The following is a 20845-nucleotide window of genomic DNA, read 5'->3' as shown; positions in this document are numbered from 1 at the left end:
CCTGCTGCCGGCGCAGGACGGTCCGCGCCGGCAGCAGGATCGCGGCGGCCCCGGAACCGGCCACGCAGGCGAGGATCGCCGCGGCCGTCAGCGGCGGCGCCCACGGCAGCGGGACGCCGGTGACCGCCGCGGCGAACGCGGGCAGCGTCACCGCGGCGATGAGCGCCCCGGCCGCGACGCCCGTGCCGAGGACGATCGCCGCCTCCAGCCGGAGCATCCGCAGCACCTGGCCACGGGTCGCGCCGACCAGCCTCAGCAGCGCGAACTCGCGGCGCCGCGCCGCCGTCGCCAGCGCCAGCGTCGTGACGAGGCCGATGAGGATGAACCCCGTGATCGAGGCGACGACCACCTGGTTGACGAAGCCTTGGAGCCGGATCTCCCGCGACAGGCTCGCGCCGAACGCGTCGTGCGTGACCACCCGTGCGCCTGGGTGGGCGGCGATGACCGCCCGCAGGTCGGCGTCCTTCCCGCGGACGAGGACGTGATCGTCCAGCGGCGAGGACGCGTGCGCGGCCACCAGGTCGTGGGGGAGGAGCACGTCGCCGAAGCCGAGGCCGCGATTGTAGACGGCGACGACCCTCGCCTTGATCGCCGTCCCGTCGCCGAGCGACAGCGACGCCGTGGAACCGACGTCATGTCCGCCCGCGACGTCGCGGCTGAGCGCGACGGCGTCGCCCCGCAGGTCGCGGAGGCGGCCGGACGTCACCTTCGGGTCCATGGTCGCGGTGGCGTCCGCGCCGACGCCGCGGGCGCTGAGCGACTGGAGGCTCTGCTCGCCGAGCGCCGTGACCGGCATGATCACGGTGGTCCGCTTGACCGGGGTCGCGGCCGTCACCCCCGGCGCGCGGCGCGCCGCCTCGGCGACGCCCCGCGGGAGACCGGGCCCGGCCGGCACGATGATCCGGTCGGCGCGGTTCCCGGCCTCCGCCTGCCCGCGCGTAGCGTGCGCGACCGTGGAATGCGCGAACAGCTGGACGCTCGCGAACGCCACGGCCAGCGCCACCGGCGTGATCAGCGACCCCGCGCGCAGGGCGGCGGCTCCGGCGGAGTGCTGCGCCATCCGCCCGGACACCGGCGCGACCGTCCGGGCCGCGCGGCCGAGCACCCGGTTGCCGGCCCGCGCCACCAGCGGCCCGAGCAGCGCCGTCGCGACGATCAGCGCCATGACCAGGCCGCCCACGGACGCGGCGGCGTCCGGCCCGGTCGCCGTGGTCGAGAACCCGAGCGCGTTCAGGCCGAGCACGAGGAACGCCACGCCGGCGATGACGCGCCAGCGGGACAGCCGGGCGGGCTCGGCGGCCGCCTCCCCGAGCGCCTGCACCGGACGGATCCGTGACACCCGCAGCGAAGCGAGGAACGCGGTGGCGACGGCGGCGAGCAGCATCACGGCGAACGCGGCCAGCACCGGGAGCGGGCCGAGCGACAGGCCGAACCCGTCCGGCAGGACGCCCTCGCGCACCATCGCCCCGTGCATCGCCGCGCCGAGCCCCAGGGACAGGACGCCCCCGGCGAGCGCGGCCGGCGCCCCGATCCTCGCCGTCTCGCGGACGAGACGCCCCCTGACCTGCCCGGGCGTCGCGCCCACCGTCCGGAGCAGCGCGAACTCCCGCATCCGCTCCCGCACCGACAGGACGATCAAGCCGCCGACCACCACCAGCGCCGTCATGATCGCGACACCGCCGAGCGAGACGGAGATCTCCACCATGTCGGGCCGCGCGGCGGCGACGGCCGGGTTCTCGGCGTCGCCGCGTGCCGCGCCGGTCGCCACGGTCAGGCCGCCGGGCGCCGCCTCGCGCAGCGCCCTCTCGTCGAGGTCGCCCCCGATCAGCACCAGCGCGTCGGCCTGACCGGGATGCCCATAGAGGGCGGTCGCCGTCGGCGTAGTGAAGAACGCGGCGCCCGGTCCCTTCCCGACGACGCCCACGACCTGGTACGAGTGGGACGTCCCGTTCGTCTGCAACCGGACCGATTCGCCCGGCCGGGCTCCGGTGGCGCGGCTCAGCACGACCTCGTCCGGCGCCTGCGGGGCGCGGCCCGCGCTCAGCCCGTACGGGCGCAGCCCGGCCGACTCCCAGCCGTGGCCCGTCACCGCCCGCCCCGAGGAGAGGACGACCGGGAACGAGACGTCAGCGACGACGTCCCGCACGCCGGGCACGGCCCGCAGCTTCGCCGCGGCGGCGACCGGGATCCTGGCGCGTTCGGCTAGCCGCCGGCTCTCCGCCTCGGGCTCGGACCCGAGCCGCTTCATCCGCCGCTCGACGCTCTGCGGCCCCGTCACGACCGCCGCGGCGCCGCCGAACCGCTCGACCGGCGCGTGCGCCCGCAGCGCCGACTCCAGCAGCACCCCGCATGCGCCGACCAGCGTGGCCGCGAACAGCAGCGCCGCGAAGATCCCGGTGAACAGGCCCCTGTTCGGGCCGGTGTTGCGGCTCACAGTGTCTCCCAGCGGTCCATGACGGCGGCGGCGCTCGGGGCGGTCAGCTCGTCGACGATGCGGCCGCGGCTCAGGAACACGACGGAGTCGGCCCACGCGGCGGCCACCGGGTCGTGGGTGACGAGCACGATCGTCTGCCCGGTCAGATCGGCCGCCTCGCGGAGCATGCGCAGCATGTCGCGGGCCGTGCGCGGGTCGAGCGCGCCTGTCGGCTCGTCCGCGAAGACGACCTCCGGACGGGTGATCAGGGCGCGGGCGAGGGCCGCGCGCTGCTGCTGCCCGCCCGACAGCTCCGACGGACGGTGCCGCAGCCGGTCGGCCAGCCCCACGCGCCGGACGACCTCGTCCAGCCATGCGGGCTCGGCCTCCGCGCCGCCGAGCCTCAGCGGAAGCGTGATGTTCTGCTCGACGTCCATGGACGGGATCAGGTTGAACGCCTGGAACACGAACCCGATCCGCTCGCGGCGCAGCTTCGTCCGCTTCGTCTCGCTCAGCCGGCCGATGTCCACGCCGCCCAACCGCACGACGCCGCCGCTCGGACGGTCCAGCCCCGACGCGCAGTGCAGGAACGTGCTCTTGCCCGATCCGGACGGCCCCATGACCGCCGTGAAGGTGCCGCGCCGGAACGTCCGGCTGACGCCGTTCAGCGCCCGCACCGGACCGTAGGTCTTGGTGACCGACTCCAGGGCCACCGCCACCTGCGAGCCGGCCGCTCCGGCGGTGGTGGTCCCGGCCGTCATCGTCGTCATGGTTCCCTCCGTCGGATGGCGCCTCTCACCTGGTCGAACCTAGGTTTCGGAGGGGGCCGGGCACATGGGCGCGGACTCCCGAATCGGTGGTGTAGCGGGCTACACCACCGGTCCGGGTGCACGCCCGGATGCGCGGGGCGGCGGCGTCCCCTACGGTGAGCGGCGAGGTGACATGACCAGCGCAGTGAAGAGGGCTTTCGGGCGCAGCGCGCACGCGACCGGGCACCTGGCCGGCGGGCTGCGCACCGCCGTGCCCGCGCTGCTCGGGCTCGCCCCGCTGGCGGCGTTCCTGGTGCTGATCGTCCTCGTGCTGCCGTGGCTGCCGGCGGCCGTGAAGCCGCTGCGGGCGCTCGCGAACGCCGAACGGCGCCGGGCCGGCCGGATCCTCGGCCGCGAGATCCCCGAACCGTACGGGCCGATGCGCGGGGAGGGAGCGGGCGAGGCGCGCCGCCTCGTCCGGTCGCCGGACACCTGGCGGGACGTCGCCTGGATGGTCGTCCACGGTCTCACCGGCCTGCAGGCCGCCGTGCTCGCGGTGGCGATCTGGCCGGCGATCCCGTACACGCTGTCGCTGCCGCTGTGGTGGTGGGCCGCGCCCGACGGGTCCACGTCGGCGTTCATCACACTGGACAGCTGGCCGAAGGCGCTGACGATGCCGTTCCTCCAGGGCGCGTTCGACCTCGCCCTCCTGCTGTGGCTGGTGCCGCGCCTCGCCCGCTGGCAGGCCCGCCTCGCCGAAGCGCTGCTCGGCCCCACGCGCCGCACCAGCCTCGCCGAACGGGTCGAGGAGCTCACCGAGACCCGCGCCGAGGCCCTGGAGGCGCACGGCGCCGAGCTGCGCCGCATCGAGCGCGACCTGCACGACGGGACGCAGGCCCAGCTCGTCGCCGCCGCGCTCCGCCTCGGCCTCGCCGACCGCCGCTTCGACGTCGACCCCGGCGCGGCCCGCGCGCTGTTCCTGGAGGCCAGGGACGGCGTCGAGGAGGCCCTCACCCACCTGCGGACGGTGATCCGCGGCATCTACCCGCCGATCCTGTCCGACCGGGGCCTCGCCGGGGCGCTCCGCGCGCTCGCCGCCACCGCGCAGATCCCCATCGAGCTGGACACCGGCGCCGACCTGGACGCGGAGGGCCGCGCACCCGCCGCCGTCGAGGCCGCGGCCTACTTCGTCGTCGCCGAGGCCCTCACCAACATCGCCAGGCACAGCGGCGCCCGCCACGGGTGGGTCGCGGTCCGCCGCGAACCCGCCCGGCTGACGATCACCGTGCGGGATGATGGCAAGGGCGGCGCCGACCCCGGCCGCGGCAGCGGCCTCGACGGCATCCGCCGCCGGGTCGCGGCGCTCGACGGCGCCACCCGCATCGACAGCCCCGACGGGGGAGGGACGACGCTCGAAGTGGACCTGCCGTGCGGATCGTGATCGCCGAGGACAACGTGCTGCTCCGCGAGGGCCTCGTCCTGCTGCTCACCTCGGACGGCCACGAGGTCGTCGCCGTCGCCGACAGCGGGCCCGGCGTGCTGCCCGCGCTGCTGGAGCACCGTCCGGACGCCGCCGTCCTCGACGTCCGGCTGCCGCCCGGGTTCCGGGACGAGGGCCTGCGCGCCGCCGTCGAGGCCCGCAGGAAGCTGCCCGGGCTGCCCGTCCTCGTGCTGTCCCAGTACGTCGAGGAGACCTACGCCGCCGAGCTGCTCGCGGGCGGCGCGGAAGGCGTCGGCTACCTGCTCAAGGACCGGGTGAGCCGCGTCGGCGAGTTCCTCGACGCGCTGGCCCGCGTCGCCGCCGGGGGCACCGCCCTCGACCCCGAGGTCGTGTCCCAGCTGATGACGTCCCGGCGCGACCCGCTGCAGGCGCTCACGCCCCGCGAGCGCGAGGTCCTCGGCCTGATGGCGCAGGGCCTCGACAACGCCACCATCGCCACCACCCTGGTCATCACCGAGCGGTCGGTCAGCAAGCACATCGGCGCGGTGTTCGCCAAGCTCGGCCTGCCGCCCAGCGACAGCGGTCACCGGCGCGTCCTGGCCGTCCTCGCCTACCTGAACTCGTGACCCCTGAACTCGCGAGCGGCGCGCCGCGGGTCCGGCGGGCGGTGCGGGCCCTGCTGCTGGACGGAGACGCGCTGGTCCTGCTGCGCCGCACGCGTCCGGGCCGTCCGGTGTACTGGACGACCCCCGGCGGCAAGATCGAGCCCACGGACGCGACTCCCGAGGCGGCTCTGCGGCGCGAACTGGACGAGGAACTCGGCGCCACCGCCGGGCCCGTCCGCCAGGTCTTCGCGTGCGGCGAGCAGAGCCCCGGCCTGCACCGCCTCAACACCTTCTACGTGTGCCGCCTGGCGACGATGGACCTGTCCCGCAGGCACGGCCCCGAGTTCGACGACCCCGCCAACGGCCGCTACGACGTCGACCTCGTCCCCTGCACGCCCGGCGGGCTGGCGTCCATCACCCTCATCCCCGAGATGCTCGCCGCCTACCTGCACGACCACGCCGCAGACCTTTCCGGGCTCGTCCCCTAGCCGAGCCCGTCAGGGGCGGCGCGCCAGGCCGTCCAGGATGTAGTCCAGGCCCTGCGCGAAGGCGGCGTCCCAGTCGTCGCCCCGCAGGTGGCCGTGCGCGGCGAGCGCCGGATACCGGTCGCGGTTGCGGGCGAGATGCTCCGCCGTCTTCCGCGTCGCGGGTTCTTCGTCGCCTTGGCCGCCGATCTGCATGAGCGCCGAGCCGATGACGTAGTTGGCGACCGCGTACGCCGCGGCGGCGAGTTCCCGTCCGGTGACGCCGGTGGTGGCCAGCGCGGTGTACAGGAAGTCGGTGCGGGCGAGGACGTTGGGGCCGAGGAGCGGGCGCCCGCCGAGGATCGACGCCGACCAGGGATGGCCGAGCATCGCGCGCCGCCAGCCGGACATGAGCGCGACCACGTCGGCGCGCCAGTCCGGTCCCGCGCCGGGGATCGGGACGTCGCCGAAGACGGCGTCGAGCGCCAGCTCCAGCACGTCGTCCTTCGTCTCGACGTGCCAGTACAGGGTCGTGGACCCGGTGTCCAGGCGCTCGGCGAGCCGCCGCATCGTCAGCCGCCCGGCGCCCTCCTCGTCCAGCAGCGCGACGGCCTCCGCGACGATCCGCTCGCGGGTCAGGGGCGGCGCCTCCCGGCGGGGACGGTCCTTCCGCAGCCACACGCTCTCGCTCATGCGCGCCAGGCTAGTACATTGGACGAGAACCAGATCAACGGTCGAGTACCTCGAACACTGTACGAGCTAGGGAGCGCCGTGGGGCATATCGAGGTGAGCCGCCTGACCTACGCGCCGCCCGACGGCCGGCTCCTGCTGGACGACGTCTCGTTCCGCATCGGAGCCGGAGCCAAGGCGGCGCTCGTCGGCCCGAACGGCGCAGGGAAGACCACGCTGCTGCGGCTGATCGCGGGCGACGTCCAGCCATCGGACGGCGTCGTGACGAGTTCCGGCGGCCTCGGCGTCATGCGCCAGTTCATCGGCAATATCCGCGACGGCCGCACCGTCCACGACCTGCTGTTGTCGGTGGCGCCCGACCGCGTGCGCATCGCAGCACGAGAACTGGCCAGGGCAGAGTCCGCGTTGGGCGAGAGCGAGCAGAGTCAACTCGCCTACGCCCAGGCCATCACCACCTACACGGACGCAGGCGGATACGACATCGAGGTCGTCTGGGACACCTGCACGACGGCCGCGCTGGGGCTGCGCTTCGACGAGGCGAAGGCCCGGCTCGTGACGACGCTGTCGGGCGGCGAGCAGAAACGCCTCGTCCTGGAGGCCCTCCTGCGCGGCCCGGACGAGGTCCTTCTCCTGGACGAGCCCGACAATTACCTGGACGTGCCCGGCAAGGAATGGCTGGCCGAGAAACTCCGCGGCGTGAACAAGACCGTCCTGCTCGTCTCGCACGACCGGCAATTGCTCGCCGACGCGGCCGACCGGATCGTCACGGTGGAATCACGCGACGTCTGGGTGCACGGAGGCGGATTCGCGGGCTACGCCCAGGCCCGCCGCGACCGCACCGAACGCCTTCACGAACTGCGCCGCCGATGGGACGACGAACATGCGCGCCTCAAACGGCTCGTCCACACGCTCCGCCAGCGCGCCACCAACAACGACGCGGTCGCCTCGTCCTATCAGGCCGCTCGCACCCGGTTGCAGCGCTTCGAGGAAGCGGGGCCTCCGCAGAGCGCCCCCAAGGAACAGAACGTGCGGATGCGCCTGCGGGGCGGCCGTACCGGAAAACGCGCGCTCATCTGCGAGTCGCTCGAACTGACCGGGCTGACGCGTCCTTTCGACGTCGAGGTCTGGTACGGCGAGCGCGTCGCCGTTCTCGGCTCGAACGGCTCGGGCAAGTCGACATTCCTGCGCCTGCTCGCCGGGGACGACATTCCGCATGACGGCGTTCACCGGCTGGGGGCCAGGGTCGTGCCGGGCCATTTCGTCCAAACGCATGCGCGTCCCGATTTGCAAGGCCGCACGCCCGCGCAGATCCTCATGGCGGAGAACGCGCTGACCCGCAACGACGCGATGGCGGCGCTCGCCCGCTACGAACTGGCTCCCGCGGGCTCCCGCCCGTTCGAGACCCTCTCCGGGGGCCAGCAGGCCAGGCTGCAGATCCTCCTGCTGGAACTGTCGGGCGCGACCCTGCTGCTGCTGGACGAGCCGACCGACAACCTCGACCTGGCCAGTGCCGAGGCATTGCAGGAGGGGCTGGCGTCCTACTCGGGCACCGTTCTGGCGGTGACCCACGACCGCTGGTTCGCCGCCGACTTCGACCGCTACCTCGTCTTCGGGACCGACGGCGAAGTCCACGAGTCCGACACCCCGATCTGGAGCGCCGACATGGCCGGATTGTGATACCGGGCACAAGGATCGGTATTTGATCGTCCCGCCTCCCGGGGAGAGGCTGGGCCTGACCGCGAGGGGGACGATGTGGGCGACTGGCCGGGCAGCGAGTTGAGCGACGAGGAACTCGACGTCGCGTACAACGTGCGGCGGAAGGCCGGAACGGAGCTGATGGAGCGGCATCTGGCCCGCTACCGGGCCGAGTCGGAGCGGGCCGTCGCGGGCCTTCCCGGGCATCTCGGCGTCGGCTACGACGAGGCGAGCGGCGAGCGGCTGGACGTCTGGGGCGTGGACGGCGACGGCCTCAGACCGGTGTTCATCTTCTTCCACGGCGGATACTGGTTCGCGCTCTCGCGGGAGGAGTCGTCCTTCATGGCGCGGATGCTCTGCGAGCAGGGCATCGCGACCGTCGTCCCCGACTACACGCTCGCTCCGAAGGCGACGCTGGAGGAGATCGTCCGGCAGGCGCGGGCGGCGGTCGCGTGGGTGTACCGGCACGGGCGCGAGCACGGGCTCGACCCGGACCGGATCGTGGTCGGCGGGAGTTCGGCGGGCGGGCACCTGGCCGGGATGACGATGGCGGGCCGCTGGCAGGAGCGATTCGGGCTCCCCGGCGACGTCGTCAAGGCGGCGATGCCGGTCAGCGGCCTGTTCGACATCCGCCCGATCACCCGCATCTACGTGAACGAGTACCTGCGGCTGGACGAGGAGCGTGCGGCGGCGCTGAGCCCCGCCCTGCTGCCCGCCGACCGGCGGTGTCCCGCCGTGTTCGCCGTGGCGGAGAACGACGGGGACGGCTTCCTGGCGCAGTCGCGACGGTTCCAGCCGCACTGGGACGCGGGCGACCTGATCGTCGTCCCGGACCGGGACCATTTCGACGTCGTCCTCGACCTCGGCGACGCGGAGTCCCTCCTCGGCAGGACGCTGGTCGATCTCGTCCGGGCCGTGTGATCAGCTCACCGCGCCGGTGATCTCGGCGGCCTCCTGCCGGAGGTGGTCGAGCATCAGCCGCGCGGACGGCGTCGGGGCGCGGTGCGCCGGGAGCGTGACCCCCACCTGGCGGCGGACGGTCTCCAGCGGCACGGGCAGCGGCGCGATGTCGGCGTCGGTCCGGGCCACCAGCTCGGGCAGCGCGGCGATCATGTCGGTGTCGCGGACGAGGGTCCGGACGGTCAGCACCGAGGTGCACTCGACCAGGTTCCCCGGCGGGACGAGCCCCTCCGCGCGGAAGACCTGCTCCAGCTCGGTGCGCAGGGCCGTCTGCTCCAGCGGCAGCACCCACGGATAGTCGAGCAGATCCTCCAGGCGGAGGTCCGCGCGGGCGCGGGCCGGGTGGTCGCGGCGGGCGACGAGGCGGACCGGCTCGCCGTAGAGGGTGATCTGCCGGAGGCCGCGCAGGTCGCCGATCGGGTTGAGGCGGCCGAGGATCAGGTCGATCTCGCCGTCGAGCAGGCGCGGGACCTGGGCGTCGAACGTGGCCTCCTGGACGATCACCGTGATGCCGGGCCGGTCCCGTTTCAGGGCGGCGATCGCGCGGGGCAGCAGCACGTTGGAGCCCGCGAGGAGCGTTCCGATGGTGACGGTGCCGACCTCGCCGTCCGCGAGGCCGGTGATGCGCTCGCCCGCGCGGCGCAGCTCGGCGAGGACGGTGCGGGCGTGCTCGATGAAGGCGTCCCCGAACAGGGTCGGCGTCACGCCGCGCGGGCCGCGGGTGAACAGCTCCACGCCGAGGATGCCCTCCACCTCGCGGAGGCTGCGCGTCACGGCGGGCTGGGCGAGGTGGAGGTGCTCGGCGGCGCGCAGGACGCTGCCCTGGTCGGCGATGGCGACCACGAGGATCAGGTGGCGGAGTTTCAGCCGCCCGTTCAGCAGGTCGATCGCGCGCATGCCGCCTTACTATCACATGTTCGTCATATCTCCATGGTCGATTGGTATTTGCCAGGCATAGCTTCGGGGGCGGAGGATCGAGGCGCAGGAATGGCCGCGGGAGGAGAGCGATGAAGGCTGAGCACTACGTCGGGGGCGGGTTCCGTTCGGACGGACCGTCCTTCCCGCTCATCGCGCCCGTGGACGGCTCCGAGCTGGGCACCGTCCCCGAGGCCACGCGCGACGTCGTGGACGACGCCGTCACCGCGGCCCGCACGGCGCTCCGCGGCCCCTGGGGGACGACGGGCGCCGAGGAGCGCGCCGCCGCGCTGAGGGCCGTCGCCGACGGCATCGAGGCGCGGTTCGACGAGTTCGTGGACGCGGAGGTCGCCGACACCGGCAGGTCCCGCGAGTTCGCCAGGACCGTCGACGTCCCGCGCGCGGTCGGCAACTTCCGCGCCTACGCCGAGCTGCTGTACGGACGACCCGAGCGGGCCTACACGACGCGGGTCCCGGGCTGGAGCACGGGAGCGGGGCAGGCGCTCAACTACACGGTGCGCCGCCCGCTGGGCGTGGTGGCGATCATCTCCCCGTGGAACCTCCCGCTGCTGCTGTCGACGTGGAAGATCGCCCCCGCGCTGGCCTGCGGCAACACGGTCGTGCTGAAGCCGTCGGAGGAGACGCCGTCCACCGCGACGCTGCTCGCCCGCGTGATCGACGACGCCGGGCTCCCCGACGGCGTGTTCAACCTGGTCCACGGGCACGGCCCGGCCGCGGCGGGGGAGTTCCTCACCGCGCATCCGGGCGTCGACGCGATCGCGTTCACGGGCGAGTCCGCCACCGGCGCCGCGATCATGCGCAACGCCGCCGACCACGTCACGCCGGTCTCGTTCGAGCTCGGCGGCAAGAACCCGGCGCTCGTGTTCGCCGACGCCGACCTCGACGCCGCCGTGGACGGGACCGTCCGCTCCTCGTTCACCCACTCCGGCCAGATCTGCCTGTGCACCGAGCGCGTCTACGTCGAGCGGCCGGTCTTCGACGAGTTCGTCGTGCGGCTGGGCGAGCGGGCCGCGGCCCTGGACGGCTACGGCCCGATGATCTCCGCCGACCACCGCGACAAGGTCCTCGCCTACTACCGGCTCGCCCGCGAGGAGGGCGCCACGGTCGTCGCGGGCGGCGGGGCCCCGGCCTTCGGGGACGAGCGGGACGGCGGCTTCCACGTCGAGCCGACCGTCCTGACCGGGCTGCCCGAGACGGCCCGCGCCGTCCGCGAGGAGATCTTCGGCCCGGTCTGCCACGTCGCGCCGTTCGACACCGAGGACGAGGCGCTCGCGCTCGCCAACGACAGCCCCTACGGGCTCGCGTCCACGCTGTGGACGCGCGACCTGTCCAGGGCGCACCGGGTCGCGCCGCGCGTCGAGACCGGGATCGTCTGGGTGAACTGCTGGAACCTCCGCGACCTGCGCACGCCGTTCGGCGGTGTCAAGGCGTCCGGGATCGGGCGGGAGGGGGGAGAGTACTCCCTGGACTTCTTCTCCGAGCCCGTGAACGTGTGCATCCAGATCTGAAGGCGAACCAGTGACAACGAACATCGACGCCGCGGCCGAGCGGCTTCTCGGGGCGTACGCGTCCGGCGTGCCGTGCGAGCCCGTCCGCGACCTGATCACCACGGCGGACGACGCCTACGCCGTCCAGGACCGGCTGACCGGGCGCTGGCTCGGCGAGGGCCGCCGGCTCGCCGGACGCAAGATCGGCCTGACGTCGCGGGCCGTCCAGGAGCAGCTCGGCGTGGACACCCCCGACTTCGGGATGCTGTTCGCCGACATGGCCGTCCCGGACGGGGCGGAGATCCCCGCGGGCGCGGTGCTGCAGGCGCGGGCGGAGGCGGAGGTCGCGCTCGTGCTCGAGCACGACCTCGTCCACGAGCGGCACACCGTCGCGGACGTGATCCGCGCGACGGCGTTCGCGCTGCCCGCCATCGAGGTCGTCGGGAGCCGCGTCCGCGACTGGGACATCACGCTCGCCGACACGGTCGCGGACAACGCCTCGTCGGGCCTGTACGTGCTGGGCGGCCGTCCCGTCCCGCTCAAGGACGTCGATCTGCGCCTGTGCGGGATGGTGGTGGAGCGCCGCGGCGAGCAGGTCTCGACCGGCACCGGCGCGGCCTGCCTCGGGCATCCGCTGAACGCGGCGCTGTGGCTCGCCGACACGCTCGTCCGCGTCGGGCGCCCGCTGCGCGCGGGCGACACGGTGCTGACCGGCGCGCTCGGCCCGGTCGTCCCCGCCGCCCCCGGCGACGTGTTCGAGGCCCGCATCGACGGCCTCGGCGACGTCCGCGCCGCGTTCGGAAAGGAGGCCCGATGACCGCAGCGAAGCGAGGATCTTCGGGCCGACTCCTCGGGGGTCCGGGGGCCGCCCCCCAGAAAGGCAGGGGCTGATGGTGGACGTGGACATGCTCGCGGAGCGGCTGGACAAGGCCGCCCGGGACGCCCTCCCCGTGGCGAAGCTCACCGAGCGGACGCCGTTCGACGTGGCGACCGCCTACGCCGTGCAGCGCGCCGGGATCGAGCGGCGCCGCCGGCGGGGCGAGCTGCTCGCCGGGGTGAAGATGGGCTTCACCAGCCGCGCGAAGATGGCGCAGATGGGCGTGGACGACGTCATCTGGGGCCTGCTCACCGACGCGATGCTCACCGAGTCGGCCGTGGACGTGTCGGAGCTGATCCATCCGCGGGTCGAACCGGAGATCGCCTATCTGATCGGCCGGGAGGTCCGCTCGGCCGCGGCGGTCGAGTCGGCCGTGACCGGCGTCGCGGTCGGGTTCGAGGTGCTCGACTCCCGCTACCGGGACTTCAAGTTCACCCTCCCGGACGTCATCGCCGACAACGCCTCCGCCGCCCGGTTCGGCTTCGGGGCCTGGCATGCGCCGCACGACGTGTCCAACATCGGCCTGCTCATGGAGATCGACGGGCGTCCGGTGCAGACGGGCTCGTCCGCGGCGATCCTCGGCGACCCGGCCCGGTCGCTGCGGGCCGCGGCCCGGCTCGCGCTCGGCGCCGGGCTGAAGCTCGAACCCGGGTGGATCGTCCTCGCGGGCGCGGCGACGGCGGCCGTCCCGCTGCCGAAGGGAGCGCACGTGCGGGTCACCGGCGCGGGCCTCGGCAGCGTGGAGGTGACCACATGAGCCCGGGCGACGACGCCATCCTCGTCGAAGGCAGGGCCGCGCCGCGCGGACGGTTCCCGCACCTGAAGCGGGCCGGTGACCTGGTGTTCGTGTCCGGGACGAGCTCGCGCCGCCCGGACGGGACGTTCGCCGGGGCGGGCGCCGACCCGATGGGCGTCACCGACCTCGACATCCGGGCGCAGACCCGCGCCGTCATCGAGAACGTCCGCGACCTGCTCAGGGCCGCGGGCGGCGACCTGGCCGACCTCGTGAGCGTCACCACGTACCTGGTGAGCATGAACGACTTCGGCGGGTACAACGAGGTCTACGGCGAGTACTTCGACGAGACCGGTCCCGCCCGCACCACCGTCGCGGTGCACCAGCTCCCGCACCCCCACCTGCTCATCGAGATCTCGTGCGTCGCGCACATCCCCACTGACCGCACTCCCGCCAAGGAGGCCGGAGCATGACCCTGCCGCAGCTGTCCTTCGGACACCCCTTCAACTTCGAGTCCTGGATCGACGAGCACCGCGACCTGCTGAAGCCGCCGGTCGGCAACGTCCAGGTGTTCGACGACGCGGGCCTGATCGTCATGGTGGTGGGCGGCCCGAACCAGCGGACCGACTTCCACGACGACCCGAAAGAGGAGTTCTTCTACCAGCTCAAGGGCAACATGGTGCTGCGCGTCATGAAGGAGGAGGGCCGCCCGCCGACCGATCTGCAGATCAACGAGGGCGACATCTTCCTGCTGCCGCCGCATGTCCGGCACTCGCCGCAGCGGCCCGAGGCGGGGTCGATCGGCCTCGTCGTGGAGGTCCCGCGGCCGGAGGGCCAGCGGGAGGCGTTCGAGTGGTACTGCACCGAGTGCCACCACCTGGTGCACCGCGCCGAGCTGCAGGTCCGCTCGATCGTGGACGACCTGCCGCCCGTGTTCCAGCGCTTCTACGACGGCGACCGCAAGTGCCCGAACTGCGGTGCCGTCCACCCGGGCAAGCTGTGGCCGCAGACCATGATCCCGGCCACCGCGCCGCGGGTGTGACGAGGTTTCCCGTGACGGTCATCGACGTCCACACGCACGTCTTCCCCCAGATCACCTGCCGGGAGGGCGCCCTCCTCTCCGATGACGGGCAGCCGTGGCTGCGCGTCGACGGCGGCGGCGCCGGAATGATGATGAGCGGCGACGACGAGTACCGCCCGGTCGGGGAGGCGCTGTGGGACCCGGCGCGCCGCCTCGCCGACATGGACGCCGCGGGCGTGGACGTCCAGGCCGTCTCGTCCACCCCGCTGATGTTCGGCTACGCCGCCGAGCCGGGCCGCGCCGCCGACTGGTGCGACCTTGTGAACGAGCGCATCCTCGCGTTCTGCGCGGACGCGCCCGGTCGGCTGCTCCCGCTGTGCCAGGTCCCGCTGCAGGACCCGGCGCTCGCCTGCGACGTCGCGACGCGCGCGAAGGTGGCCGGGCACCGCGGCGTCCACATCGGCAACCACGTCGGCGACCGCAACCTCGACGACGAGGGCATCACCGCGTTCCTCGCGCACTGCGCCCGGCTCGGGCTGCCGGTGCTGGCGCACCCGTGGGACATGTTCGGCGCGGACCGGATGCGCGGCCACATGCTGCCGTGGCTGTGCGGGATGCCCGCGGAGACGCAGCTCAGCATCCTCGGGCTGATGCTGTCCGGGGCGTTCGAGCGGATCCCGCCGTCGCTGCGGCTGTGCTTCTGCCACGGCGGCGGCAGCTTCGCGTTCCTGCTCGGACGGGCCGACAACGCCTGGCACCGGCGCGACATCGTCCGCGCGGCCTCACCGCGCCCCCCATCGGAGTACGTCGACCGCTTCCACGTCGACTCAGCGGTCTTCGACCCGCGCGCGCTCCGCCTCCTCGTGGACGTGATGGGCCCGGAACGCGTGATGCTCGGCACCGACTACCCGTTCCCGCTGGGCGAGATGGAGCCCGGCGCGACGATCCGCGACTGCCCCGGGCTGGACGACACGGAATGCGCCCTCCTGCTCGGCGGCAACGCGGAGGCGTTCTTCGCCGCCGCCGTCGAAGAAGAGGAACTGGTGACCGAGGGAAGCGCCCCGTGAACGCGGAAGAGCAGGCGCGGCGGCTCGACGCGAGCGATCCGCTGCCGACGCTGCGCGACGAGTTCCTCGTCCCGCCCGCCCCCGGGGGGACCTACGACGAGGCGGCGTATTTTGCCGGGAACTCCCTCGGGCTCCAGCCGAGGACCGTCGCGGAACGGCTCACCGAGGAACTGGACGACTGGGCGCGGCTCGCCGTCGAGGCCCACACCCAGGGCCGCCGCCCCTGGGTCGACTACCACGAGCTGCTCCGCGAGCCCGCGGCCCGCCTGGTCGGCGCGCTGCCGCACGAGGTCGTCGCGATGAACTCGCTGACGGTCAACCTGCACCTGCTGATGGCGAGCTTCTACCGGCCCGCCGGGACCCGCACGCGCATCGTCATCGAGGACTCGGCGTTCCCGTCCGACTCGTACGCGGTCGCCAGCCAGGCCGTCCACCACGGGCTCGACCCGTCCACGACGGTCGTGCGCCTCGAACCACGCCCCGACGAGGAGAACCTGCGCACCGAGGACGTCCTCGGTTTCCTCGAACGCGAGGGCCGCACGGTCGCGCTCGTGCTGCTCGGCGGCGTCAACTACCTGACCGGCCAGCTCATGGACATGCCCGCGATCACCAAGGCGGGCCGCGCCGCCGGGGCCGTCGTCGGCTGGGACCTCGCGCACGCGGCCGGGAACGTCCCGCTGCGCCTGCATGACTGGGACGTCGACTTCGCGGCGTGGTGCACCTACAAGTACCTCAACGGCGGGCCGGGCGCGGTCGCGGGCTGCTTCGTCCACGAGCGGCACGTCCGGGACGCGTCCGTGCCGAAGCTGTCGGGCTGGTGGGGCACCGACCCGTCCGTCCGGTTCCGGATGGACCCCGACATCGCGCCGCCCGCGTCCGCCGACGCCTGGCAGCTGTCCAACCCGCCGATCCTGGCGCTGGCGCCCGTCCTCGCCTCCCTGGAGATCTTCGACCGTGTCGGCATGGACGCCCTGCGCGCCAAGAGCGAACGCCTGACCGCCCACCTGGCGTCCAGGCTCGCCCCCCTGAACGGCCTGGAGATCATCACCCCACCCGACCCGGCGTCCCGCGGCGCCCAGCTCTCCCTGCGCGTGGACGACGCGGGCGCCCTCGTCCGGCGCCTCGCGGACGCGCACGGCGTGATCGCCGACGCCCGCGAACCCGACGTCGTCCGCCTGGCCCCCGTCCCGCTGTACTGCACCTTCCACGACTGCCACCGCGCCGCCGACGCCTTCGTCAGGCTCCTGAACTGAGTGCGGGCTCGGGAGCGGTCCGCGGCTTCCTGGACCAGCCCGGCGCGACGGCGTGTTCCGCTAGCCCTCCGCCTGCGGGGCCTCGTCCGCCCTGGGCAGCCGCTCGCCGGTGCGGAGCCGGTCGAGGCCGAGCCAGATGAACTCCACGGCCATCTGCTCGGCGCGTTCGCGCGGGGTGTCGGGGTGCTCCAGCCACCACGAGACCATCGACAGCATCGACCCGTACATGAGCGGGACGAGCAGCCGCGCCCGCCGCTCGTTCACCTCCAGCGCGGCCCGCGACAGCCTCGGGTCGGCGCGGCGGCGGCGCAGCAGCAGGTCGGCGAACGCGGTGCCGAGCCGGTCGCGCAGCTCGCGCAGCTCAAGACCGACCTCGGGCTTGTCGAGATGCCGTACGACGAGCGCCCATGCGTCCGGCTCCTCGGTGGCGTAGTCGAACAGCACCCGGATCATGGCGCGGATGCCGCCCGCGGAGCCGTGCGCGGCGAGCACCGCCGCGTTGAGCCGGCCGGTCAGCTCGGCGACGATCGTTTCGGTGACCTCGGCGAACAGCTCCTCCTTGGACGCGAAGTGCTGGTAGAGCAGCGCCTTGGACACCTGCGCCGCCGCCGCGACGTGCTCCATCTGCGTCAGGTGGTAGCCGCGCCTGCCGAACTCCGCCAGCGCGACCTGGAGCAGCTGCTCGCGCCGCCGGGCGTGCGGCATCCGCCGCCGCGCGCCCGGCCCCGCCCCTTCCGCGGCGTCGGTCATGCGCCGGTGTACTTGCCCAGTTCGGCGCGGGCGACGGACCGGACGTGGACCTCGTCCGGGCCGTCCGCCAGCCGGAGCGCGCGCAGGCCCGCCCACATGGCCGCGAGCGGCGTGTCGGCGCTGACGCCGGCGCCGCCGTGCACCTGGATCGCCTTGTCGACGACGTCCAGCGCCACCCGCGGCGCGATCACCTTGATCGCCGCGACCTCGGACCTGGCGGCCTGGACGCCGTGCTCGTCGATCAGCCACGCGGTCTTGAGGGTGAGCAGCCGGGCCTGCTCGATCGCCATCCGGGACTCGGCGATCTGCGCCTGCACGACGCCCTGCTTGGCGAGCGGCCCGCCGAACGCCTCGCGGGACACGGCGCGCTCGCACATCAGCTCCAGCGCCCGCTCCGCCACGCCGATCGCGCGCATGCAGTGGTGGATGCGGCCCGGGCCGAGGCGGGCCTGGGCGATGGCGAAGCCGCCGCCCTCCTCGCCGACGAGGTTCTCCACCGGGACGCGGACGTCGGTGAACGTGATCTCGCAGTGGCCGTGCTGGTCCTGGTAGCCGAACACGGGCAGCGGCCGGACGATCTCCACACCGGGCGTGTCCATCGGCACGAGCACCATCGACTGCTGCCGGTACGGGTGCCCCTCCGGGTCGGTCTTGCCCATCACGATCATGATCTTGCAGCGCGGGTCGGCGGTGCCGGTGATCCACCATTTCCGGCCGTTGATCGCGTAGTGGCCGCCGTCGCGCTCGATGCTGGTGGAGATGTTGGTGGCGTCGGAGCTGGCGACGTCCGGCTCGGTCATCGCGAACGCGCTGCGGATCTCGCCGTCCAGCAGCGGCGCGAGCCACCGCTCCTTCTGCTCGGGCGTGCCGAACAGGTGCAGGACCTCCATGTTCCCGGTGTCGGGCGCCCCGCAGTTCGTGGCCTCGGGGCCGAGCTCGGGGGAGCGGCCCAGCGTCTCGGCGAGGGAGGCGTAGTCGGTGACCGAGAGGCCGTGCGCCGGGTCCTGGCTGTCGGGCAGGAAGAGGTTCCAGAGGCCGCGCTTGCGCGCCTCGACCTTCAGGTCCTCGACGACCTGCGGGACGTGGTGCTCGCGGTCCGCCGCGCGCAGCTCCGCCCGCTGAGCCGCGTAGACGGGCTCGGCGGGGTAGACGCAGGTGTCCATGAATTCCTGGAGGCGGCCCTGGTACTCCCGGGCCCGCTCGCTCAAACCGAAGTCCATTCCGTTATGGTAACTGACGGGTCAGTTACTTCATGAGGGAGGCCCCATGCCGCCGTTCGACGGGTCCGGGAAGGTCGCGCTGATCACGGGCGGGTCCAACGGCATCGGCGCCGCCGCGGCGCGGCGGCTCGCGCGGGAGGGCGCCCGGGTCGTCCTCGCCGACGTCGACGCGGAGGCCGGGGCTGCGCTCGCGGAGGAGCTGGACGGCGCGTTCGTCCGCTGCGACGTGCGCGAGCCCGCCGACAGCGAGGCCGCCGTCGCCGCGGCCGTGGAGCGTTTCGGCGGCCTCGACGTGGCGTTCCTCAACGCCGGTGTGGCCGGAAGCGGGGGAGTCGGCGACGACTTCGACCTCGCCGCGTACCGGCGGGCCATGGGCGTCAACCTCGACGGCGTGGTGTTCGGCGTGCACGCCGCGCTGCCCGCGCTCCGCGCCCGGGGCGGCGGCGACATCGTCGCGACCGCCAGCATGGCCGCGCTCACCGCGACGCCGTTGGACCCGGTCTACGGCGCGAACAAGGCCGCCGTGGTCGGGCTCGTCCGCGCGCTCGGCCCCGCGTTGGCGGGCGAGGGCGTCCGGGTGAACGCCCTGTGCCCGTCGTTCGCGGACACCGGCATCCTCGTCCCGATCAAGGGGCATCTCCAGGAGACGGGGTTCCCGATCCTGGGCGTGGACGACGTCGTGACCGCGTTCATGCAGGTCCTGGACGGGGACGGCACCGGTGAGGCGTGGTACGTGGTGCCGGGCCGCCCGGCGGAACCGTTCGGGTTCCGCGGCGTCCCCGGCCCGCGCTGAGCACGAGAGCCCGACAGGAGAGTCATGCGCGCGATCCAGATCACCGAGTTCGGCGGGCCCGAGGTCCTGACCGTCACCGAGCTGCCCGACCCGGCCGCCGGGCCCGGGCACCTGCTCATCGACGTCTCACGGGCGGGCGTCAACTACGCCGACACCCACCAGGCCGAGGACAGCTACGTGTCGGCGTCCACGCTGCCGATGGTGCCGGGCGGCGAGGTCGTCGGCACCACGACCGGCGGCAGGCGCGTCGTGGCGCTCGTCGGCACCGGCGGCTACGCCGAGAAGGCCGTCGCCTCCGAGGCGCTGGCATGGGACGTCCCGGACGCCGTCGACGACGTCACCGCGCTCGGCATGATCGTCCAGGGCGCGTCGGCGTGGCTGCTGCTGCGCCGCAGCGTCCATCTGGAGCCGGGCGAGTCGGTCGTCGTGCACGCCGCCGCGGGCGGGGTCGGGTCCCTCGCCGTGCAGCTCGCCAAAGCCCGGGGAGCCGGACGGATCATCGCCACCGCCTCGTCCGCGAACAAGCGCGACCTGGCCCTCGACCTCGGCGCCGACGTCGCCGTCGACGCGAACGAGCCCGACCTCACCGCCGCGCTGATCGAGGCCAACGGCGGGCGGCGCGTCGACACCGTCCTGGAGATGACGGGCGGGACGGTCACGGACCAGAGCCTGCGCGCCCTCGCGCCGTTCGGGCGCCTCGCCTTCTACGGGATGGCGTCGCGGACGGAGCCGTCGCCCGTCCGGCCCGCCACGCTGATGGCGCACTCCACCACGATCGCCGGGATGTGGCTGGCGCACGTCTTCCGGCTCCCCGGCGACGTGATGCGCACCGCGCTGGACGACCTGTTCGGCCTCGCCGTGGCCGGACGGCTCCGCGTCGTCGCCGGCGGCGAGTACGGGCTGTCCGAGGCCAGGCGCGCCCACGAGGACCTGCGCGCCCGCCGCACGACCGGCAAGCTCGTCCTCGACCCGTCCCGCTGAACCGGGACCGGCGGGGCAGCCCGGATCAGCCCACGAGCCCGTTCTCGTAGGCGTAGACGACGGCCTGGGTGCGGTCGCGGAGCGCGAGCTTGGTCAGCACGTGCCCGACGTGCGTCTTGACCGTCTGCTCGGCCAGCACCAGCTCCCCGGCGATCTCGGCGTTGGACAGCCCGCGGGCGATCAGCCGCAGCACGTCCAGCTCCCGCGGCGTCAGCGCCGCCGTCGCCTTCGGGCTCGGCCGCTGGTGGCGGCGCCGCCGCGCGAAGTCGCCGATCAGCCGGCGGGTGATCGACGGGGCGAGCAGCGCGTCCCCGGCCGCCACGACCCGCACCCCGTTCACCAGGTCGGCGGCGGACGCGTCCTTCAGCAGGAACCCGCTGGCCCCGGAGCCGAGCGCCTCGTACACGTACTCGTCCAGGTCGAACGTCGTGAGGACGAGGACCTTCGGCCGCGCCCCGGCGGGGTCGGCGTCCGGGTCGGGCGCGCCGACCAGCTCGGCGGTGGCGGCGAGGCCGTCCATCTCCGGCATCCGGATGTCCATGACGATCACGTCCGGGTCGAGCCGCCGGGCCATCTCCACCGCCTCGCGGCCGTTGCCCGCCTGCCCGATCACCTCGATCCCGGGATCGGAGGACAGCAGCGCCGCGAGCCCGTCGCGGATCATCACCTGGTCGTCGGCGATCAGCACCCGAATCGTCACACGACAACAT

The 20845-nt window shown here is 73.7% G+C and carries 21 protein-coding genes; 14 read left to right on the top strand and 7 right to left on the bottom strand.

The features are described 5' to 3' along the window. The coding region (locus ETD83_RS13685) for an FtsX-like permease family protein (protein WP_138645487.1) at positions 1–2434 on the bottom strand (2434 nt) is incomplete at its 3' end. Beyond that, entirely contained in the window at positions 2431–3183 is a 753-nt protein-coding gene (locus ETD83_RS13680) for an ABC transporter ATP-binding protein (protein WP_138645486.1), read from the bottom strand. The genes ETD83_RS13685 and ETD83_RS13680, both read right to left, overlap by 4 nt. Before the next feature lie 172 nt (positions 3184–3355). Between ETD83_RS13680 and ETD83_RS13675 the strand changes: the two genes are divergently transcribed. The 3 genes from ETD83_RS13675 to ETD83_RS13665 are packed head-to-tail and all read left to right on the top strand — an operon-like array spanning position 3356 to position 5696. Further along, complete coding sequence (locus tag ETD83_RS13675) at positions 3356–4603, top strand: sensor histidine kinase (RefSeq protein WP_138645485.1); 1248 nt, start codon at positions 3356–3358, stop codon at positions 4601–4603. Further along, the gene (locus ETD83_RS13670) at positions 4591–5229 is read left to right on the top strand and encodes a LuxR C-terminal-related transcriptional regulator (protein ID WP_138645484.1); all 639 of its coding nucleotides are present in this window, start codon (positions 4591–4593) and stop codon (positions 5227–5229) included. Before ETD83_RS13675 ends, ETD83_RS13670 begins: the two co-directional genes overlap by 13 nt. Further along, a complete protein-coding gene (locus ETD83_RS13665; protein ID WP_138645483.1) occupies positions 5226–5696 on the top strand; it encodes an NUDIX hydrolase in 471 nt (156 codons plus the stop codon). Before ETD83_RS13670 ends, ETD83_RS13665 begins: the two co-directional genes overlap by 4 nt. Positions 5697–5705: 9 nt before the next feature. Here ETD83_RS13665 and ETD83_RS13660 read toward each other — a convergent pair whose 3' ends face one another. After that, entirely contained in the window at positions 5706–6365 is a 660-nt protein-coding gene (locus tag ETD83_RS13660) for a TetR/AcrR family transcriptional regulator (protein ID WP_138645482.1), read from the bottom strand. Between the two features lie 78 nt (positions 6366–6443). Between ETD83_RS13660 and ETD83_RS13655 the strand changes: the two genes are divergently transcribed. Together ETD83_RS13655 and ETD83_RS13650 are read left to right on the top strand one after the other, a co-directional pair. Further along, positions 6444–8039 carry an ABC-F family ATP-binding cassette domain-containing protein gene (locus ETD83_RS13655; RefSeq protein ID WP_138645481.1) on the top strand — a complete coding sequence of 532 codons (1596 nt, stop codon included), beginning with the start codon at positions 6444–6446 and terminating at the stop codon, positions 8037–8039. A gap of 75 nt (positions 8040–8114) precedes the next feature. Next, positions 8115–8978, top strand: coding sequence for an alpha/beta hydrolase (locus ETD83_RS13650; RefSeq protein WP_230420884.1), 864 nt, complete (start codon positions 8115–8117; stop codon positions 8976–8978). Here ETD83_RS13650 and ETD83_RS13645 read toward each other — a convergent pair whose 3' ends face one another. Next, a complete protein-coding gene (locus tag ETD83_RS13645) occupies positions 8979–9914 on the bottom strand; it encodes a LysR substrate-binding domain-containing protein (RefSeq protein ID WP_138645480.1) in 936 nt (311 codons plus the stop codon). Positions 9915–10024: 110 nt separating this feature from the next. Here ETD83_RS13645 and ETD83_RS13640 point away from each other — a divergent pair, with 110 nt between their 5' ends. The 7 genes from ETD83_RS13640 (at position 10025) to kynU (ending at position 16391) form a co-directional block, all read left to right on the top strand. After that, positions 10025–11461 (top strand): 2-hydroxymuconic semialdehyde dehydrogenase, encoded by a 1437-nt coding sequence (locus tag ETD83_RS13640; RefSeq protein WP_138645479.1) that lies wholly within the window; start codon positions 10025–10027, stop codon positions 11459–11461. 10 nt (positions 11462–11471) lie between these two features. Continuing rightward, positions 11472–12257: a 2-keto-4-pentenoate hydratase gene (locus ETD83_RS13635; protein ID WP_205717652.1), complete on the top strand. Its 786-nt coding sequence runs from the start codon at positions 11472–11474 to the stop codon at positions 12255–12257. 73 nt (positions 12258–12330) lie between these two features. Continuing rightward, positions 12331–13074 (top strand): 2-keto-4-pentenoate hydratase, encoded by a 744-nt coding sequence (locus tag ETD83_RS13630; protein ID WP_138645478.1) that lies wholly within the window; start codon positions 12331–12333, stop codon positions 13072–13074. Beyond that, on the top strand, positions 13071–13523 hold the full coding sequence (locus tag ETD83_RS13625) for a RidA family protein (RefSeq protein ID WP_138645477.1): 453 nt from the start codon (positions 13071–13073) through the stop codon (positions 13521–13523). The genes ETD83_RS13630 and ETD83_RS13625 overlap by 4 nt, the downstream gene beginning before the upstream one ends. Continuing rightward, the gene (locus ETD83_RS13620) at positions 13520–14092 is read left to right on the top strand and encodes a 3-hydroxyanthranilate 3,4-dioxygenase (RefSeq protein ID WP_138645476.1); all 573 of its coding nucleotides are present in this window, start codon (positions 13520–13522) and stop codon (positions 14090–14092) included. Before ETD83_RS13625 ends, ETD83_RS13620 begins: the two co-directional genes overlap by 4 nt. 11 nt (positions 14093–14103) lie before the next feature. Continuing rightward, positions 14104–15138, top strand: a complete 1035-nt coding sequence (locus ETD83_RS13615; protein WP_138645475.1) for an amidohydrolase family protein — start codon at positions 14104–14106, stop codon at positions 15136–15138. Continuing rightward, a complete protein-coding gene (gene kynU / locus ETD83_RS13610) occupies positions 15135–16391 on the top strand; it encodes a kynureninase (protein WP_230420883.1) in 1257 nt (418 codons plus the stop codon). Before ETD83_RS13615 ends, kynU begins: the two co-directional genes overlap by 4 nt. A 60-nt stretch (positions 16392–16451) precedes the next feature. Here the strand turns inward: kynU and ETD83_RS13605 are convergent, their stop codons facing one another. After that, positions 16452–17141, bottom strand: coding sequence for a TetR/AcrR family transcriptional regulator (locus ETD83_RS13605; protein ID WP_138645473.1), 690 nt, complete (start codon positions 17139–17141; stop codon positions 16452–16454). Beyond that, complete coding sequence (locus ETD83_RS13600; protein WP_138645472.1) at positions 17138–18361, bottom strand: acyl-CoA dehydrogenase family protein; 1224 nt, start codon at positions 18359–18361, stop codon at positions 17138–17140. The genes ETD83_RS13605 and ETD83_RS13600 overlap by 4 nt, the downstream gene beginning before the upstream one ends. Before the next feature lie 46 nt (positions 18362–18407). On the opposite strand from ETD83_RS13600, the gene ETD83_RS13595 reads away from it, so the two are divergent. Continuing rightward, positions 18408–19154 carry an SDR family NAD(P)-dependent oxidoreductase gene (locus tag ETD83_RS13595; protein ID WP_138645471.1) on the top strand — a complete coding sequence of 249 codons (747 nt, stop codon included), beginning with the start codon at positions 18408–18410 and terminating at the stop codon, positions 19152–19154. Between the two features lie 24 nt (positions 19155–19178). Beyond that, positions 19179–20135, top strand: a complete 957-nt coding sequence (locus ETD83_RS13590) for a quinone oxidoreductase family protein (protein ID WP_138645470.1) — start codon at positions 19179–19181, stop codon at positions 20133–20135. Between the two features lie 25 nt (positions 20136–20160). On the opposite strand, the gene ETD83_RS13585 is transcribed toward ETD83_RS13590, so the two are convergent. Beyond that, positions 20161–20835 carry a response regulator gene (locus ETD83_RS13585; RefSeq protein WP_138645469.1) on the bottom strand — a complete coding sequence of 225 codons (675 nt, stop codon included), beginning with the start codon at positions 20833–20835 and terminating at the stop codon, positions 20161–20163. Positions 20836–20845: the final 10 nt, after the last annotated feature.

Source organism: Actinomadura soli (assembly GCF_005889715.1).
Lineage (GTDB): Bacteria > Actinomycetota > Actinomycetes > Streptosporangiales > Streptosporangiaceae > Spirillospora > Spirillospora soli.
This window is presented reverse-complemented; position numbering and strand designations above follow the sequence as displayed.

What these genes read in the sequence shown, in the direction of transcription:
- ETD83_RS13680 (WP_138645486.1), bottom strand. Translation starts at nt 3,183, where the DNA reads ATGACGACGATGACGGCCGGGACCACCACCGCCGGAGCGGCCGGCTCG.
- ETD83_RS13675 (WP_138645485.1), top strand. Translation starts at nt 3,356, where the DNA reads ATGACCAGCGCAGTGAAGAGGGCTTTCGGGCGCAGCGCGCACGCGACC.
- ETD83_RS13660 (WP_138645482.1), bottom strand. Translation starts at nt 6,365, where the DNA reads ATGAGCGAGAGCGTGTGGCTGCGGAAGGACCGTCCCCGCCGGGAGGCG.
- ETD83_RS13645 (WP_138645480.1), bottom strand. Translation starts at nt 9,914, where the DNA reads ATGCGCGCGATCGACCTGCTGAACGGGCGGCTGAAACTCCGCCACCTG.
- ETD83_RS13640 (WP_138645479.1), top strand. Translation starts at nt 10,025, where the DNA reads ATGAAGGCTGAGCACTACGTCGGGGGCGGGTTCCGTTCGGACGGACCG.
- ETD83_RS13630 (WP_138645478.1), top strand. Translation starts at nt 12,331, where the DNA reads ATGGTGGACGTGGACATGCTCGCGGAGCGGCTGGACAAGGCCGCCCGG.
- ETD83_RS13625 (WP_138645477.1), top strand. Translation starts at nt 13,071, where the DNA reads ATGAGCCCGGGCGACGACGCCATCCTCGTCGAAGGCAGGGCCGCGCCG.
- ETD83_RS13620 (WP_138645476.1), top strand. Translation starts at nt 13,520, where the DNA reads ATGACCCTGCCGCAGCTGTCCTTCGGACACCCCTTCAACTTCGAGTCC.
- ETD83_RS13605 (WP_138645473.1), bottom strand. Translation starts at nt 17,141, where the DNA reads ATGACCGACGCCGCGGAAGGGGCGGGGCCGGGCGCGCGGCGGCGGATG.
- ETD83_RS13600 (WP_138645472.1), bottom strand. Translation starts at nt 18,361, where the DNA reads ATGGACTTCGGTTTGAGCGAGCGGGCCCGGGAGTACCAGGGCCGCCTC.
- ETD83_RS13595 (WP_138645471.1), top strand. Translation starts at nt 18,408, where the DNA reads ATGCCGCCGTTCGACGGGTCCGGGAAGGTCGCGCTGATCACGGGCGGG.
- ETD83_RS13590 (WP_138645470.1), top strand. Translation starts at nt 19,179, where the DNA reads ATGCGCGCGATCCAGATCACCGAGTTCGGCGGGCCCGAGGTCCTGACC.